This window comes from Mitsuokella sp. AF33-22 (genome assembly GCF_003475755.1).
Lineage (GTDB): Bacteria > Bacillota > Negativicutes > Selenomonadales > Selenomonadaceae > Mitsuokella.
On sequence record NZ_QRQA01000003.1, the window covers coordinates 168,940 to 183,736 of the forward strand.

Consider the following 14,797-nt stretch of genomic DNA (forward strand, 5'->3'; position numbering starts at 1 on the left):
CATTTCAAGCTATAAACCCGACTGGCCTTGTGTCAGCAGGTGAGAAGCGGTGGCTCCTTCTTGTTTCGTACTTGACAAGTATAGCACGGGGATACAGGCCTGTCAAGCCTGTATTTGTCATTTTTCGACAGGATCTCAATATTCCTGTGCTCTCGTCTTGACCTTATCCTGCAGGTAAGCAATGAAGTCTTCGACCTTCATGGACTGGCCATTGTCCTTCTCGCCGTACTTGCGGACCGTGACCGTGCCGTTCTCGACTTCCTGGTCGCCGATGACGAGCGTGTACGGCGTCTTCTTGACCTGTGCCTCACGGATCTTGTAGCCGACCTTCTCATTGCGGTCATCGACCTCAACGCGCAGGCCGAGATCGAACATCTGCTGACAGAGCTTCTTGGCGTATTCGCCCTGACGCTCTGTGATTGGCAGGATGCGGGCCTGTACCGGTGCGAACCAGACCGGGAAAGCGCCGGCGTAGTTCTCGATGAGGATGCCGATGAAGCGCTCAATGGAGCCGTAGACAACGCGGTGTAGCATAATCGGGCGATGCTTCTCGCCGTCCTCGCCGACATACGTCAGGTCGAACTTCTCCGGCATCTGCATGTCGTACTGGATCGTACCGCACTGCCACGTGCGGCCGATGGAATCCTTGAGGTGGAAGTCGATCTTCGGGCCGTAGAAGGCGCCATCGCCTTCGTTGACGATGTACTTGAGGCCGCGGTGCTCGAGGGCCTTGCGCAGGCCGTTCGTCGCGAGCTCCCAATCCTCATCCGAGCCCATGGAATCATCCGGGCGCGTTGAGAGCTCGGCGACATACGTCAGACCGAACGTCTTGTAGACTTCGTCAAAGAGGTCAATCGTGTGCTGGATTTCCTCCTCGACCTGATCCGGCGTGACGAAGAGATGGGCATCGTCCTGCGTGAAGTTGCGGACGCGGAACAAGCCGTGGAGCTCGCCGGACTTCTCATGGCGATGGACGAGGCCGAGCTCGCCGAGGCGCAGCGGCAGGTCGCGGTAGCTGTGCTGGCGGGAATTGTAGACGAGCATGCCGCCCGGGCAGTTCATCGGCTTGATGGCGTAATCTTCACCGTCGATCTTCGTGAAGTACATGTTCTCTTTGTAGTGATCCCAGTGACCGGACGTCTCCCAGAGCTGACGGTTCAGGATCATCGGCGTCTTGATCTCCTGGTAGCCGTAGCGGCGGTGTACCTCGCGCCAGTAGTTGATGAGCTCATTGCGGATGACCATGCCGTTCGGATGGAAGAACGGGAAGCCCGGGCCTTCCTCATGCAGGCTGAAGAGGTCGAGCTGCTTGCCGAGCTTGCGGTGATCGCGCTTCTTGGCCTCCTCGAGCATATGGAGGTATGCGTCGAGATCCGCCTGCTTCTCGAAGGCCGTGCCGTAGATGCGCTGCAGCATCTTGTTGTGCTCATCGCCGCGCCAGTAAGCACCGGCGATGCTCATGAGCTTCAGGGCCTTGACTTTGCCCGTCGAGACGACGTGCGGGCCGGCGCAGAGATCCGTGAACTCGCCCTGCGTGTACATCGTGATCTTCTCACCTGCCGGCAGATCCTCGATGAGTTCGACCTTGTAATCTTCGCCCTTCTCCTTAAAGAAGTTCAGGGCCTCCTCGCGGCTGACTTCCTTGCGCTCGAGCTTGAGGTTCTCCTTGACAATCTTCTTCATCTCTTTCTCGATCTTGGCAAGATCCGCCTCCGAGAGCTGGCGGTCCATGTCGAAATCGTAGTAGAAGCCGTTGTCGATGGCCGGGCCGATGGCCAGCTTGACATTGGCATCCTTGTAGAGGCGCTTGACGGCCTGTGCGAGGATGTGCGAAGCCGTGTGGCGCAGTGCCCAGCGGCCGTCCGCATCCTCAAACGTCAGGAACTCCACCTTGCAATCTTTATCGAGAACGGTCGCAAGATCCTTCGTCTCGCCGTCCACCTTGGCAGCCAGGACCTTCTTGGCGAGGCTGTTGCTTACCTGTTTCACGAAATCCTGGATGCTGACGCCGGCCTCAACCTCGCGTACGGCACCGTCTTTCATGGTAATCTTTAACATAATGTATGCCCTCCTTGACAATAGGAAAATAAAAAAGCTCCGTCCCATGAGGGACGAAGCTTAAGCATCGTGGTTCCACCCTGATTGCCACCCTGCTCTTGCACAAAATGGCCACTCAGCATTTGATAACGGAGAATGTGCTCCGTCCCCGCTTACTCAGCAGCAGCGTTCAGCAGGGAAGCTTGAAAGGGGTAGCTCCGGCACGCTCCTGAAGTGCTCTCAGCAACTACACTTCTCTCTGTAAGAGGTGGTCTCCGCAGCCATGTCTTTCGCATTGCTTGTGTCGATGGCTTTATTATATGAGCCTTATACACCCTTGTCAAGCCATTCTGCATTTTTCTTTTGGCTTCTTTTTACGGCTTTTCCGCACCGAAAAGCCGTTTGAGCGCCGGACGGTCCACCTTGCCGCGATCATTCAGAGGGATCTGCGGCAAAAAGACCATCTTATCGGGGACTTCGACAGGTTTCAGCGCATGGCGCACGCCCTGACGAATCTGCTGCTCGGAGCTGCCCTCCTCTGCCACGAGGAATGCCGCGGCCGTATCGCCGCGCAGACTGTCACGCACGGGCAGGACGACGGCGTCGGCGACCCCCGGCAGGGCCTTCAGCGCGAGTTCGAGGCGAATCGTGCTGAGTTTGACACCGCCTTTGTTGATCCAGGCTGCACGCCGCCCGCCAAAAATCAGTTCGCCTTCTTCGTTGAGGTATCCCGTATCCCGGACCGTGAACGGAATCTTCGCGCCGCTCACATGATACGGTGTATCGACGTAGATGAGACCATCATCGCCGACCGAGACGCCGATGCCCGGGAACGGCCGGCCGAGGTTGCTGCTGTCGCGGTCCGGATCCTCGCAGACGGCGTACGTGATGTAATTGAGCTCGCTCGCGCCGTAATAGAGAAGGATCGTGACAGCGGGGAAAATCTGCTGCAGACGGCGCAGCATGGCGGGCGACAAGAGCTGCGAGCCCGTGAAGAGCGTCCGGAGCCCTGCGTAAGGCACTGCCATCGCCCTGCCGAGGAGCTGCAGCTTTGTCGGCACAAGGTAGAGCACGTTCACCTGATGGCGGCGCAGCAGCTCCTCCCAGACATGGCAGCGCGTCAGGCGGCTCGTCACGACCGTGCCGCCCTCATAGAGCACGGAAAGCCAGCTGTTCGTGTTGCCCGTGAAGCTCAGGCTGCCCTGCAGGAAGAGCACGGTATCCGCAGCGACGCGGAAGATCTCGTTCTGTACGGGGAAAAAGCCCGCCCAACTCGCATACGTGCGGTACATGGCCTTGGGTGTCCCCGTCGAGCCCGAACTCAGGACGCCCAATACATCCGGCTCCTCGTGCGGTCTTGCAGGAAGCCCTGACGGCTCAAAGATGCGTGCGCCGCCCTTTAGGCAGCGCCAGATGCCCTGCAGGCCGTTTTCCGTGAGGATTGCGCGCACCTCCTGCGCCTGAAGCCCGTGGTGCAGCAGGATGGGGCGCGCGCCGACGGCCTGCAGTGCGAGGAACGACGTGAGTTGCGAAAGAAAATCCTCCGCCTCCACGAGCACATCGCCGCGTACGCCGAGCGATGACGCCTCGAGCGCCATCGGCACGACCCGCTGCCAAAGCGCGCCATACGTCAGCTCTTCATCGTCGATGACGAGCGCCAGCTTCTGCGGCTGACGGCGCGCCTGCCAGCAGAGCAAGTCTGCGTAATTCCCGAGGCCCTGCTTTTCCAAGTCAAGCTGACGCTTCGCCAGCTTCCTGATTCCTTCATGCATCTTCGTGCACTTCCTCTCCGCTCCATTTCTCTGATGCCGCGTCTGACAGACGCTCGAGCAAGATGGCCTCGCCCATGCCGCCCGCGCCCGCAATCGACAGGAGCCCGAGGCCGCCGCCCGCAAGCTTCAACGACTGCATCAGATGCAGCGCGAGTATCGCGCCCGACGCCCCGTACGGATGGCCATAGGCAAGCGCCCCGCCGAGACGGTTGTAGCGGCTGAGGCACCCCGGATGCGCGCGCTCGAACAAGGCATCGATGACGGCAAACGCCTCATTGAACTCAATCGCCGCCAGATCCTCATACGAAAGCCCCTGCCGCAAAAGCAGTGCGTCGGCCGTGCGCATCGCGCCGCGCGGGCTCTCAGCGGGGTTCCCGCCGACCGACGCCGTCGCCACGAGCCGCGCCTCAGGTTTCAGATGATGGCGCCGCAGGAAATCGCCGCTCGCGAGCAGCAGAAAAGCAGCGCCGTCGTGAATCGCGCAGGCATTGCCGGCATCGAGCAGCGTTCCCGGGCCAAAATGCGGTGGCAAACGCCGCAGGAGCTTCTTGGATAAATGCGGCCGGACGCCGCTGTCACGCCGGCAAGTTCCGACCGGCAGGATCACATCTGCGAGCCAGCCTTTCTGCACGGCCTCGCCCGCCAGATGATGACTGCGCAGCACGAAGGCATCGAGCTCCTCCTTCGTCACGTGCTCGGCCTCCATCACGCGCTCAGCGCCGCGGAGCATCGCATCCGCCGAAACATCGCCCGGCGCAAACTGCGCCGTCTTATACGCGCCGTCCGGCACGAGCGCATGGCGCGGGTCCTTCTCATCGTAGACGCGCAGGGGCTGCAGAGAGGCACTCTCCATGCCGCCCGCCAGAAAAAGCTCCCCCTGCCCGGAAGCAAGCTTCGCCGCCGCAAGCGAGATGGCGGCGGCAGCCGAAGCGCACTGCATATCGACCGTACACGCGGGCACCTCCTCGGGAATGTCCGCCATAAGGGCCGTCAGCCGTGCCAGATTGCCGCCCGTCCCCACGGCATTGCCCGCGAGCACACTCGAAAGTTCGCGCCCGGACAGGCCATAGCGCGCGAGCAGCGCCCGCATGACAAGCGAGCCGAGCTCCTCGGGACGCCTGTGCGAAAGCGCTCCACCGCGGTGCGCGATTGGCGTGCGCAGGCCGCCGAGGACATAAACCGCTTCGCCCTTCATGCGCTCAGCCCCGTTTCTCGACGGCTTCATTGACTTTCACGCCGAGGAATGCCGCCATCAGGCATTTGATGACATCACCCGGGATATACGGCAGCACCGCCATGACGAGCGCCGCCTCGAGGCTGATATCCATGACGAGCATCATCGAGATGAGGCCGCCGATGTACGTCACGGGAATGCCGATGACGATATCGACGAGTGCATACCGCTTGAAGCTCGGACGGCTGCCCTTGAGCGCACTGATGATCGGATACACGACGATCCAGGCAAAGATGTAGCCGCCCGTCGGACCAAACAGCTTGCCGAGGCCCGCCGTGCCGCCGACGAAGACCGGCAGCCCGATCACGCCCAGAAACGTGTAGATGAGCAAGGCGATTAGCGTCTGCTTCGGCGGCAGCACGAAAGCCGTCACGCCGAGTGCCAGCGTCAGCGCCGTGACCATGCCCGGCGTGAACGGCAACGGGAACGAGATGTACGCCGTCACACAGCAGAACGCCACGCAAAGCGCCATCTTCGTCATATCGCGTACGGTCAGGGAAGATGATTGCGAATACATAATGATACCCCTTTTCCCGTCCTCAGGTCCCACAGGGCCCGGGACGCAGTAATCCTGACAGCAAAATGCTGCACATGCCTCTTATTATAAAATAGCGGCAGCTTATCGTCAACATTGCAGGTTATGCAAGTTAACGATAAGCTGCCGCCTCAAAAGCATGACAGCATCAAGCCTTTTACCGGGGAACGACCGTCCGAACGTCCACCTCGATCGTATCGCCGGCAAACGAAGCCCCGCGAAAACGCAGCTCCGTACGCTCAGCACCGGCAAGTGCCGGCTGAGCAAGAGCAGCTTCAAGAATGGCAAGTCCCGGCACCACGGGATGTGGGCCTGCATGCAGGGGATTCGTATCCCCGACGGCCCGCACGAAATCATGAACATCCCGTACCGAAAAACGCAGGGAGATGACGGCAGGCGCTGCATCCCCCGTCGCAAGCAGCCGCAGGCGATGCACGGCAGTCCCTGCCGAAGATTCAGAGGCTGGCGCCACATGCCCCAGCATCATCACGAGCGTCAGACGCCCCGACGCATCGGCCGCCATGACCTCCATGAGTCCATGCGCGTCGCGCAGCACCTCCGGGCGCCCCTTCGTATCGCCGGGCCTGCGTTCCCAGACAGCCCGGCCGATCAGCGCCCCCTCATAGCGCGGTCCCTTGAGCTGCGCCGTCATGCGCGCGAGATCACGAAACATCCTGCCTCTCCTCTCCAAGCAAACTCACAGCATCACCAAATCAGAAGAAATCCCCGCCGTCTCCTCCGTCGCCGCCATCGTAGCCGCCATCATCATAACCACCGCCGTAGTCATCATAGCCGCCATAATCATCGCCGCCATAATCCGAGGAATCCCCGTAGCCATAGCCGTCATAATCATCGGAACTGCCTTCATCTCCGGCATCACCATAGTCCTCGTCATCATCTACGGACCAGTCCGCATTCCAGTCGACATCATCATCGACATCGTCCCAGTCACGGTCAGCATAATCCGTATCGGCGCCGCCATCGTCAAAGCCATCATCCTGCTCAGCCAGCGCGTCGCGCTGCATCGCCGCCGCCTGATCGATATGCGCCCGCGTCGCCTCCGCATCATGATGATGCATGAGCGCCGCACCGGCCACGACCCCCGCAAGACCAGCCGCAGCCGCCATGCGGCTGTCGTGCTGACGCTCCTGCGCATTCTGCCGGCGGATATCGCGCAGTGCCTGACGCTGGTCTGCCGTCAAGAGCGGCGGCCGGACCATGCCCGACGAGCGCTGGTGCAGCGAGGAAGGCGAAGAGGGGGCAGGTTTTGCCCCTGCCACGGCCTTATGAACCGCAGGGCTGGCTGCATCCGCACGCCTCGAGGAAACTGCCTGCTTGGCCGGCGGCGACATCCGGCCGGCCACAAAGAGGACCACGCCCAAAACCACAATCAGCAAAAGAACCGTACCCATGAAAACCGCTCCTTTCCGCTTCAATCGGCCAAGCCGCCCATAGGGCTCAGCCAGAAATCAGCCGCATGATGAGCCAGACTGCCGCAGCTGCTCCGACCACCAGCAAAAGCACGGGCAGCGCGACAAAAAACAGGAATGCCAAGAGCGCCGCACCGCCCACCACGAGCAGCAGCTTCGTCCCCCAGCCCATCCGGCCAAGACTCGTATTGCCAAACGAGGAATGCACGTAAATGCGCGAACGGGAGCGCGGCGTCTCCACGCGCTCCTCCTCGGTATCGGGATTTTCATCGATCGTGACGCCCTGATACTCCTCTTTCTCCTGACGCGACATCACGCGTACCTGTGGATCCTTCTCTTCGTCCAAAAAATCACCTCCACCTGCCATATAGGCAAGCTCGTATCCTCACTTCTCATCCGTGCGGCGAAGTGTCAGGAGTTCCTGCGGCACCGAACGCCCCTTGTGGTAGAACTGCCAGTCCGCATCGCCCAGCTCGCGCTGCACACGGCATGGCACGCCAAACGCCAGCACATTCGCCGGGATATTCTTCGTCACCACACTGCCCGCGCCGATCACCGAATTATCGCCGATCGTCACGCCCGGCACCACGATGACGCCCGCGCCGAGCCAGACATTCCGGCCGATGCGGATCGGCAGATTGTACTGATACCCCTTCTCGCGCAGCTCCGGCGCCAGAGGATGATTCGGTGTCGCCAGCGTCACATTCGGTCCGATCATCGTGTAATCCCCGATGAAAATCTCACCGTCGTCCACCGCCGTCAGATTGTAATTCGCATAGACCTGCCGGCCAAGATGCAGATGACGCCCGCCCCAGTTCGCATGCAGCGGCGGCTCGATGTAGCAGTCTTCGCCCACCTCCGCCAGCATCTCCCGCAGAAGTGCCTGCCGCTTCTCCTGCTCATGCGGCCGCGTCATATTAAAATCATAGAGCTTCTCCATGCAGTCAAACTGCTCCTCCATGAGCTCGCCGTCCGTCGGCAGATAAAGCTCTCCATTCGTCAACTTATCCTTTGCTCTGCGCATTATACCGCCTTCTTTCATTTTATATTCCTGCTTTTATCATTCGACAGTCCCTCGCCATTTCCCTGCTTCCCCTTTCGAGCCCTTCGGGCTCACTTCCCTCAAAAGGGACAGCTCTCTACCACTGGCGTCCCTTTCGGGAAACTGGCAGCTCAGTTGCCTGAAAAAAGGAGGGGCAACCGCTCTCATTCACTGCTTTCCCCGATGTAAACGGCCCCCTGAGACAAGTATCAGGCCGTCAGCAAAATCCTCAAGAGTTACCGAGTCACATACAACAGCCCGCCTTCATGATATAGTAATATCTAATAAACGAGATAAAAGAAAAGGGGCACGTGACATGAACGAAAACGCAATCATCGAAACAGTAGAGGTAGCGCAGCCAAAGCTGAGCCGCGAAGATTTGCTGCAGGTCCTGAAGTACCGCTATGCAACAAAGGCATGGAACAAAGACCGGAAAATCAGCGATGCGGACATGCAGACCATCTTAGAAGCGGCACGCCTCGCACCGACGTCATTCGGCTTTGAGCCGTGGAAAATCCTCGTCCTGCAGAACGAGGAAATCCGCCAGGCCATCCGGCCGTACGCCTGGGGTGCAGATGCCGCACTCCAGGACGCCAGCCATTTTCTGGTATTCCTGGCACGGAAAAAAGCCGACATCACCTTCGGTTCACCCTACCTCGAGCACATCACACACGACATCATGGAGCTGCCCGAACAGGCATACAACATGTTCAAGACGGCTTATACGGGATTCTGCCTCGACCAGCATAAGATCCTCGAATCCGAACGCTCGGCCTTCGACTGGTCGGCAAAGCAGACCTATATCGTCATGGCCAACGTCCTCTTCGCAGCCGCCTACCTCGGCATCGACTCCTGCCCCATCGAGGGATTCACGAAGGACAAGGTCGAGACGGTTTTAGCCGATACCTATCATCTCTACGATCCCGAACACTTCGGTGTCGCCTGCATGACCGCTCTGGGCTACCGCGGCGAAACACCGCATCGCGACAAACGCCGCCGCCCGCTCGAAGAATCCGTAATCTGGAAATGAACCACAAGTTCGGCATCGAAGTCACACCACAACTTGAAAAAGGAGTTTCCGAAATGTGCAATCTGACGCACATGCCAGGGCGTCCCCTCCGGGGAAGCTGGCAGCGCAGCTGCCTGAAGGGGCAACTGTTCTTATTCACTGCGCTAATCAATGTAAATCGAACCAAAAAAGGCCGCCGCACAAAGCGCAATGCTTCGTGCAGCGGTCTTATGTTCGTTTGAAAAGTACGGGATAGCCGGTAGAAGGCGATCAGAGCGTGGAGTCGACCCAGTCGCCTTCATAGGCGCGACGGTAGAGTTCGACGACTTCGTCCTTCGTGTACTTGCGCGGGCTTGTCAGGGCGCAGGCGTCCTTGAGTGCATTCTCGGCCATGAGTTCGAAATCCTGCGGCTGAACGCCGAGTTCCTTGAGTGTGCGCGGGATGCCGACCTCGCGGCTCAGGCGGCGGATGGCGTTGATGCCCTTGTCTGCGGCTTCGTTCGTGCTGAGGCCGTCGATGACCTCGCCCATCGCCTTAGCGATGTCGCGGAAGCGGTTGAGATTGCTGATGAGGTTGAATTCGCAGACGTACGGCAGTAGGATGGCGTTGCAGACGCCGTGCGGCAGGTTGTAGAAGCCGCCGAGCTGATGGGCCATGGCATGGACGTAGCCGAGGGAGGCGTTGTTGAAGGCGATGCCGGCGAGGTACTGGCCATAGGCCATCTTGTCACGAGCGTAGAGATAATCGCCGTTGGCAACGGCTTTCGGCAGGTATTTCTGGATCATGTTGATGGCCTGCAGGGCTGCGGCATCGGTCAGCGGGTTGGCGGCAGACGATACGTAAGCTTCGATGGCATGCGTCAGTGCGTCCATGCCCGTGGCAGCCGTAAGGCGCGGCGGCATGCCCTTCATGAGTGCAGGATCGTTGATGGCGATCTGCGGCGTGACGCGCCAGTCGAGGATGGCCATCTTGACTTTGCGGCGCGTGTCCGTGATGATGCAGAAACGCGTGATTTCGGAAGCCGTGCCGGCCGTCGTGTTGATGGCCATGAGCGGCACCATCTTGTTCTTCGAGATGTCGATGCCCTCGTAGTCGTAGATCTCGCCGCCATTGGCAGCAATGAGGCCGATGGCCTTGGCGCAGTCATGCGAGGAGCCGCCGCCCAGGGAGATGATGCAGTCGCATTTCTTTTCATTGAAGGCCTTGACGCCAGCGACAACGTTCTTATCCGTCGGGTTCGGCTCAGCGCCGCCGAAGATGTACGTCGGCAGGCCTTCTGCCTCGAGGATGCCCTTGACCTGCTCGGCCATGCCGGATTTGGCGAGGAAGGCGTCCGTGACGATCATCGGATGCGTACCGTCAAGACTCTTCATGAGTTTGCCGGCTTCGTTGACGGCACCTTCACCAAAGACATTGCGGGTTGGCAGGAAATAATACGTTAACGACATGGAAAAGACCTCCTTGAATCATTCAAGCTCTTGATTGAGCTTGTTTGTATCTTGTTTCGATGGTTTTATTATAGTATAGAATTGACTATAAGTAAAATACTGGATATTTTATAAAATTAATAGGATTTTTATGAATTCATTTTCGTGTTTTTCCTATGCAAGAAGGCGATGAATACTTGTATTTTCCTTATTGCACAGGGCTTTGCAACGATCTGTGACTTTGTTATAATAATAACATAAGCAATTGGAACTTATAAAATCAATAAGTTTTATCCTATATCTAGCCAAGGTGGAGGTTTTTGCCATGGAAATTCGTCATTTTCATTATATCTGGACCATTTACGAGACGGGTTCCATCTCGCGGGCGGCCCAGCAGCTCTACATCTCGCAGCCGTCGCTGTCGCAGCTCTTGAAGAGCGTCGAGAAGAAGGTCGGCGCGCCGCTTTTCGACCGCAGCACGCAGCCGCTGCGCCCGACAACCATCGGCAGGAAGTATCTCGTGGCCGCCAAGCACATCATGGAGATCGATGCGGAGTTTCGCCAGTACGTCGAAGATGAGCTCGGATGTGCGCAGGGCAATCTCATCGTCGGCAGTTCGCCGTTCCGCAGCACATATTTCCTCGCGTCGTTCCTGCCACAGTTCCAGGCACAGTACCCCGGCATCCGGCTGCAGCTCGCCGAGCACACGTCAAAGCGACTCGAAGAGGCCGTGCTCTCCGGCGATGTCGATCTCATCATCGCGACACAGCCCGTCGATACCGAGGCGTTTGCCTGTGCGGAGCTCTATGCCGAGGAGATGATCCTCGTGCTGCCGGCCAATCATCCGCTCTCGAAGGCCTACAACCTGCCGCAGGACTGCCGCGGCAATCTGCCCGTGCTGCCTATATCGCTGCTCAAGGATACGCCGTTCATCCAGATGCACAGCGAGCAGAAACTCCACCACCAGCTGCTTTCCATCTGCGAGGAAGGCGGCTTCACGCCCAAGATCTATTTGCAGACGCGCAGCATGGAGACGGCACTGACACTCGCGAGCGCCGGCCTCGGCGCGACGCTGATGCCGATGACGCTCCTGCGCGCCTTCCACCCGCAGACGCCGCCGTGCTTTGCGGCACTGCCCATGCGCCCGTGCCGCCACGCGCTCGTCGCCTGGCGCAAGAAGGCATATCTCTCACATGCCGCCCGCGCCTTCATCGATTCGCTCGTCAATTACTGCCGCGACAAGGGTGACGATTTATGAAGAAGCAGGAGTAAGTATCTGCGCCGCCGCGCAGCTTTTGACAACGGCTGCGCGATGGCGTATACTAAAAAGCATCCTCTTAATAAACTAGTTAATTTAACCAGTTTATTAACTAGTTGATTTCATGTACAAAAAGGAGCTGATAATTGTTTATGACAAATGAAACACTTTGGTCCAGGAATTTTATTGCTTTGGTCACGGCCAACGGCCTGCTGTTCGCGGGCTTTCACGTCCTGCTGCCGACCCTCCCGCTCTACGTGGCGGGTCTCGGAGCCTCCAGCTCGGAAATCGGCCTGATCGCCGGCATTTTCGGTTATTCTGCCATCTTCATCCGCCTGTTCACGGACACGGGCGTGCGCGCCTTCGGCAAGAAGAAGTGTCTATATGCAGGGCTTCTGCTCTCGCTGCTGGCCACGGTCGGCTATGCCTGCTTTGACTCGATTCATGCCATCATCGCCGCCCGCATCATTCACGGCTTCGGCTTTGGGCTGAGCACGACGTTTGCCGCAGCGCTCGTGGCTGACGTCATCCCAGCTTCGCGGCGCGGCGAGGGAATCGGCTATTTTGGCCTCGGCAGTACGATTGCAATGGCCCTGGCCCCTGCCTTCGGCCTGATGCTGCTGTCGGATATCAGTGCCACTATGCTGTTCGCTGTCTCCGGACTGGCTTCGCTGCTGGCCCTGTTTGCTGCCCGCGAGGACCGCATGGCAGAAAAAGAGCCGGAGCTCCCGCTGCCGGCCGTGCATCTCTCGTTCCGCAACCGCATCTATGAGCCAGGCACGGGCATCCCGTCGGTGCTGACAATCCTTTTTGGCGCAGCCTATGGCAGCGTCAACACATTCATCGCGATGATGGCTGCCGAAGCCGGGATTGAGAGCGCCGGCCTGTTCTTCATCGTCGGGACTTGCTTCATCTTTATCTCACGTCCTTTTGGCGGACGCCTGCTGGACCGCCGCGGTGCCTTTGCCGTCGTAATCCCGGGGGCTCTGCTCTACAGTGCAGCTCTTGGCCTGATCCTCATGGCGGACAGCCTCCCCATGCTGCTCGGGGCGTCTGTCCTCTACGGCCTCGGTGCCGGTCTGCTGCTGCCGGCACTCATGACCTGGATGCTCAATGCCGTGCGCGCCGACCGCCGCAGTGCAGCCAGCGCCACCTTCTACAATATGCTCGATATTGGCACGAGCACAGGCATCCTCGTGCTCGGCAGCCTGGCCGGCAGCGTCGGCTACATCGCCATGTATCAATACGTACTTGCCATCATGGGCGTGTTCCTCGTGTTCGGCATCGTACAGCACCGTTTTGCCGCGTCTACACCGCAGACAGAAGGAATCGAAGAAGCAGAGGAGTAATTCATGGATACGCATATTTGGCAGGAAAATGACACCGACCGCCTGATGCATCAGATTCATCAGACGATGCGCCTGTTCGCCAAGACCCTGAACCAGGAAATTGCACGATCCGGCATTTACAGTTCCGAATGGACGGTCCTGAACCTGATTCACCACCGCGGGGAATGTGCCCAGGCGGAGCTCAGCCCGTATCTCGGCATCGAGCCGGCGGCCATCTCAAAGACGCTGGTGAAGATGGAAGAAAAGGGCGTGATTACCCGGGTGTTCCGCAATGAGCCGCGGGGCAAATTCGTCCGGCTGACCGAAAAGGGCGAAACGCTCTTCACCCGCCTGCAGAGTCTCGTGGCCAGTCACCGCCATCAGGCCCTGCAGGGACTCTCGGCGGAAGACTGCCAGCAGCTTTATGCGCTGATGCATCGAATCCAGGAAAACCTGCAGCAGGATTGACACTCCCTATGCCTGAAGGCAGGGGATTCTTGGTTCGACAACCACTGCGCCGCCTCCGAAGAATTGGCGTCTTACACGATTTCCCCAAGCGTGAATTCCCGTGTGCCCCACGGTACACTTTATTCCAGTTTATGCCACTGTGGATTTATCGTCCAAAGCCTTGCACAGGATGTTCTTTGCAGCATTCACATCTCTGTCGTGATGCGTTCCACACTTCGGGCAATCCCATTCGCGAGCACTCAAATCCTTTGTCAGTGGGTTCTGATAGCCACAAGCAGAGCATGTCTGACTCGACGGGTAGAACGTATCGACTTTGAGCAGTTCGCCACCGTGCAGTTCCGCCTTGTATGTGAGTTGGCGGAAGAACTCGCTCCAACTTGCATCGGAAATGGACTTCGCGAGTCTGTGATTTCGCAGCATCCCCTTGACATTCAGGTGTTCCACGGCAACCGTTTGGTTTTCACGGGTAAGCCGTGTGGATAACTTGTGCAGGAAGTCCCTGCGGATGTTTGCGATGCGTTCATGCACACGAGCAACGCGAACACGCGCCTTGTCTCGGTTCATGGACTTCGGCAACTTGCGTGAAAGACGGCGTTGCTCTCGGCAGAGCTTGCGTTGGAGCTTCTTCAGCGGGTGTGGGGATTGCGTCACGTTGCCGTCGCTGTCCGAGCAGAATGCCCTTAACCCTACGTCGATACCAATCTGCTTACCACCGTTCGGACGGAGCAAGGATTCTTTTTCCGTTTCAACGCAAAGGGAAATGAAGTATTTCCCTGACGCCGCACGGCGGACCGTGGCATTCAAAATCCTGCCCCCGAACTCCCGACTCTGCTTGATTTTCACAAAGCCGACCTTCGGCAGCTTGATCCGATTGCCTTCGATACGGATGCCGCTACTCTGGTTGCGCGTCCGGTAAGACTGGCTGTGGCTGCGCTTTGATTTGAAGCGTGGGTATCTTGCCCGCTTCGCAAAGAAATTCTCATAGGCATGGTCAAGATCACGCAAGGCTTCCTGCAACGCCATGCTGTCAACCTCAGAAAGCCACGCGGTTTCCTCACGTTTTTTCAGGTCGGTGAGCAGCCTGCTTGTCTTGACGTAGGTCAGCGGATTGCGGTTCACCTTCCATTCGTTGCGCCTGACCGCCAGGAAGTGGTTGAACACGAAGCGGACACAACCAAGTGTACGGTTGATGAGGTTTTCCTGCGTCTTGCTCGGATAGATGCGGAACTTATAGCCGAGCGTGTACGTTTCCATGC

14 protein-coding genes and 1 other annotated feature (1 of these 15 cut by a window edge) are annotated in these 14,797 nt (G+C 58.7%); of the genes, 4 read left to right on the forward strand and 10 right to left on the reverse strand.

Translation table 11 applies throughout. From position 1 onward, the window contains the following. Positions 1-68 (reverse strand) — a sequence feature (ribosomal protein L20 leader region); it reaches 39 nt to the left of the window's first position. 67 nt (positions 69-135) lie between these two features. From thrS to DWZ54_RS03050, 8 genes are all read right to left on the reverse strand, one after another. Further along, on the reverse strand, positions 136-2,058 hold the full coding sequence (gene thrS / locus DWZ54_RS03015; protein WP_118014216.1) for a threonine--tRNA ligase: 1,923 nt from the start codon (positions 2,056-2,058) through the stop codon (positions 136-138). A gap of 353 nt (positions 2,059-2,411) precedes the next feature. Continuing rightward, positions 2,412-3,809 (reverse strand): AMP-binding protein, encoded by a 1,398-nt coding sequence (locus tag DWZ54_RS03020; RefSeq protein WP_118474436.1) that lies wholly within the window; start codon positions 3,807-3,809, stop codon positions 2,412-2,414. Continuing rightward, on the reverse strand, positions 3,802-5,004 hold the full coding sequence (locus tag DWZ54_RS03025) for a thiolase family protein (protein WP_118474437.1): 1,203 nt from the start codon (positions 5,002-5,004) through the stop codon (positions 3,802-3,804). Before DWZ54_RS03025 ends, DWZ54_RS03020 begins: the two co-directional genes overlap by 8 nt. A gap of 4 nt (positions 5,005-5,008) precedes the next feature. After that, a complete protein-coding gene (locus DWZ54_RS03030; RefSeq protein WP_199663186.1) occupies positions 5,009-5,560 on the reverse strand; it encodes a biotin transporter BioY in 552 nt (183 codons plus the stop codon). A 175-nt stretch (positions 5,561-5,735) separates the two neighbouring features. Next, complete coding sequence (locus tag DWZ54_RS03035; RefSeq protein WP_118474438.1) at positions 5,736-6,251, reverse strand: hypothetical protein; 516 nt, start codon at positions 6,249-6,251, stop codon at positions 5,736-5,738. A gap of 40 nt (positions 6,252-6,291) precedes the next feature. Continuing rightward, positions 6,292-6,990, reverse strand: a complete 699-nt coding sequence (locus tag DWZ54_RS03040; protein WP_118474439.1) for a hypothetical protein — start codon at positions 6,988-6,990, stop codon at positions 6,292-6,294. Between the two features lie 46 nt (positions 6,991-7,036). Further along, a complete protein-coding gene (locus DWZ54_RS03045) occupies positions 7,037-7,354 on the reverse strand; it encodes a peptidase M48 (protein ID WP_118014226.1) in 318 nt (105 codons plus the stop codon). Positions 7,355-7,393: 39 nt separating this feature from the next. Continuing rightward, positions 7,394-8,032, reverse strand: a complete 639-nt coding sequence (locus DWZ54_RS03050) for a sugar O-acetyltransferase (protein ID WP_118474440.1) — start codon at positions 8,030-8,032, stop codon at positions 7,394-7,396. Between the two features lie 334 nt (positions 8,033-8,366). Here DWZ54_RS03050 and DWZ54_RS03055 point away from each other — a divergent pair, with 334 nt between their 5' ends. Next, a complete protein-coding gene (locus DWZ54_RS03055) occupies positions 8,367-9,080 on the forward strand; it encodes an NAD(P)H-dependent oxidoreductase (RefSeq protein WP_118474441.1) in 714 nt (237 codons plus the stop codon). A 249-nt stretch (positions 9,081-9,329) separates the two neighbouring features. On the opposite strand, the gene DWZ54_RS03060 is transcribed toward DWZ54_RS03055, so the two are convergent. Continuing rightward, entirely contained in the window at positions 9,330-10,508 is a 1,179-nt protein-coding gene (locus DWZ54_RS03060; RefSeq protein WP_118474442.1) for an iron-containing alcohol dehydrogenase, read from the reverse strand. 304 nt (positions 10,509-10,812) lie between these two features. Between DWZ54_RS03060 and DWZ54_RS03065 the strand changes: the two genes are divergently transcribed. The 3 genes from DWZ54_RS03065 (at position 10,813) to DWZ54_RS03075 (ending at position 13,541) form a co-directional block, all read left to right on the forward strand. Next, complete coding sequence (locus DWZ54_RS03065) at positions 10,813-11,745, forward strand: LysR family transcriptional regulator (protein ID WP_118474443.1); 933 nt, start codon at positions 10,813-10,815, stop codon at positions 11,743-11,745. 152 nt (positions 11,746-11,897) lie between these two features. Then, positions 11,898-13,094 (forward strand): MFS transporter, encoded by a 1,197-nt coding sequence (locus DWZ54_RS03070; RefSeq protein ID WP_118474444.1) that lies wholly within the window; start codon positions 11,898-11,900, stop codon positions 13,092-13,094. 3 nt (positions 13,095-13,097) lie between these two features. After that, a complete protein-coding gene (locus DWZ54_RS03075; protein WP_118474445.1) occupies positions 13,098-13,541 on the forward strand; it encodes a MarR family winged helix-turn-helix transcriptional regulator in 444 nt (147 codons plus the stop codon). Positions 13,542-13,670: 129 nt separating this feature from the next. Here the strand turns inward: DWZ54_RS03075 and tnpB are convergent, their stop codons facing one another. Next, positions 13,671-14,795, reverse strand: a complete 1,125-nt coding sequence (gene tnpB / locus DWZ54_RS03080; protein ID WP_118474446.1) for an IS200/IS605 family element RNA-guided endonuclease TnpB — start codon at positions 14,793-14,795, stop codon at positions 13,671-13,673. Positions 14,796-14,797 lie beyond the last annotated feature (2 nt).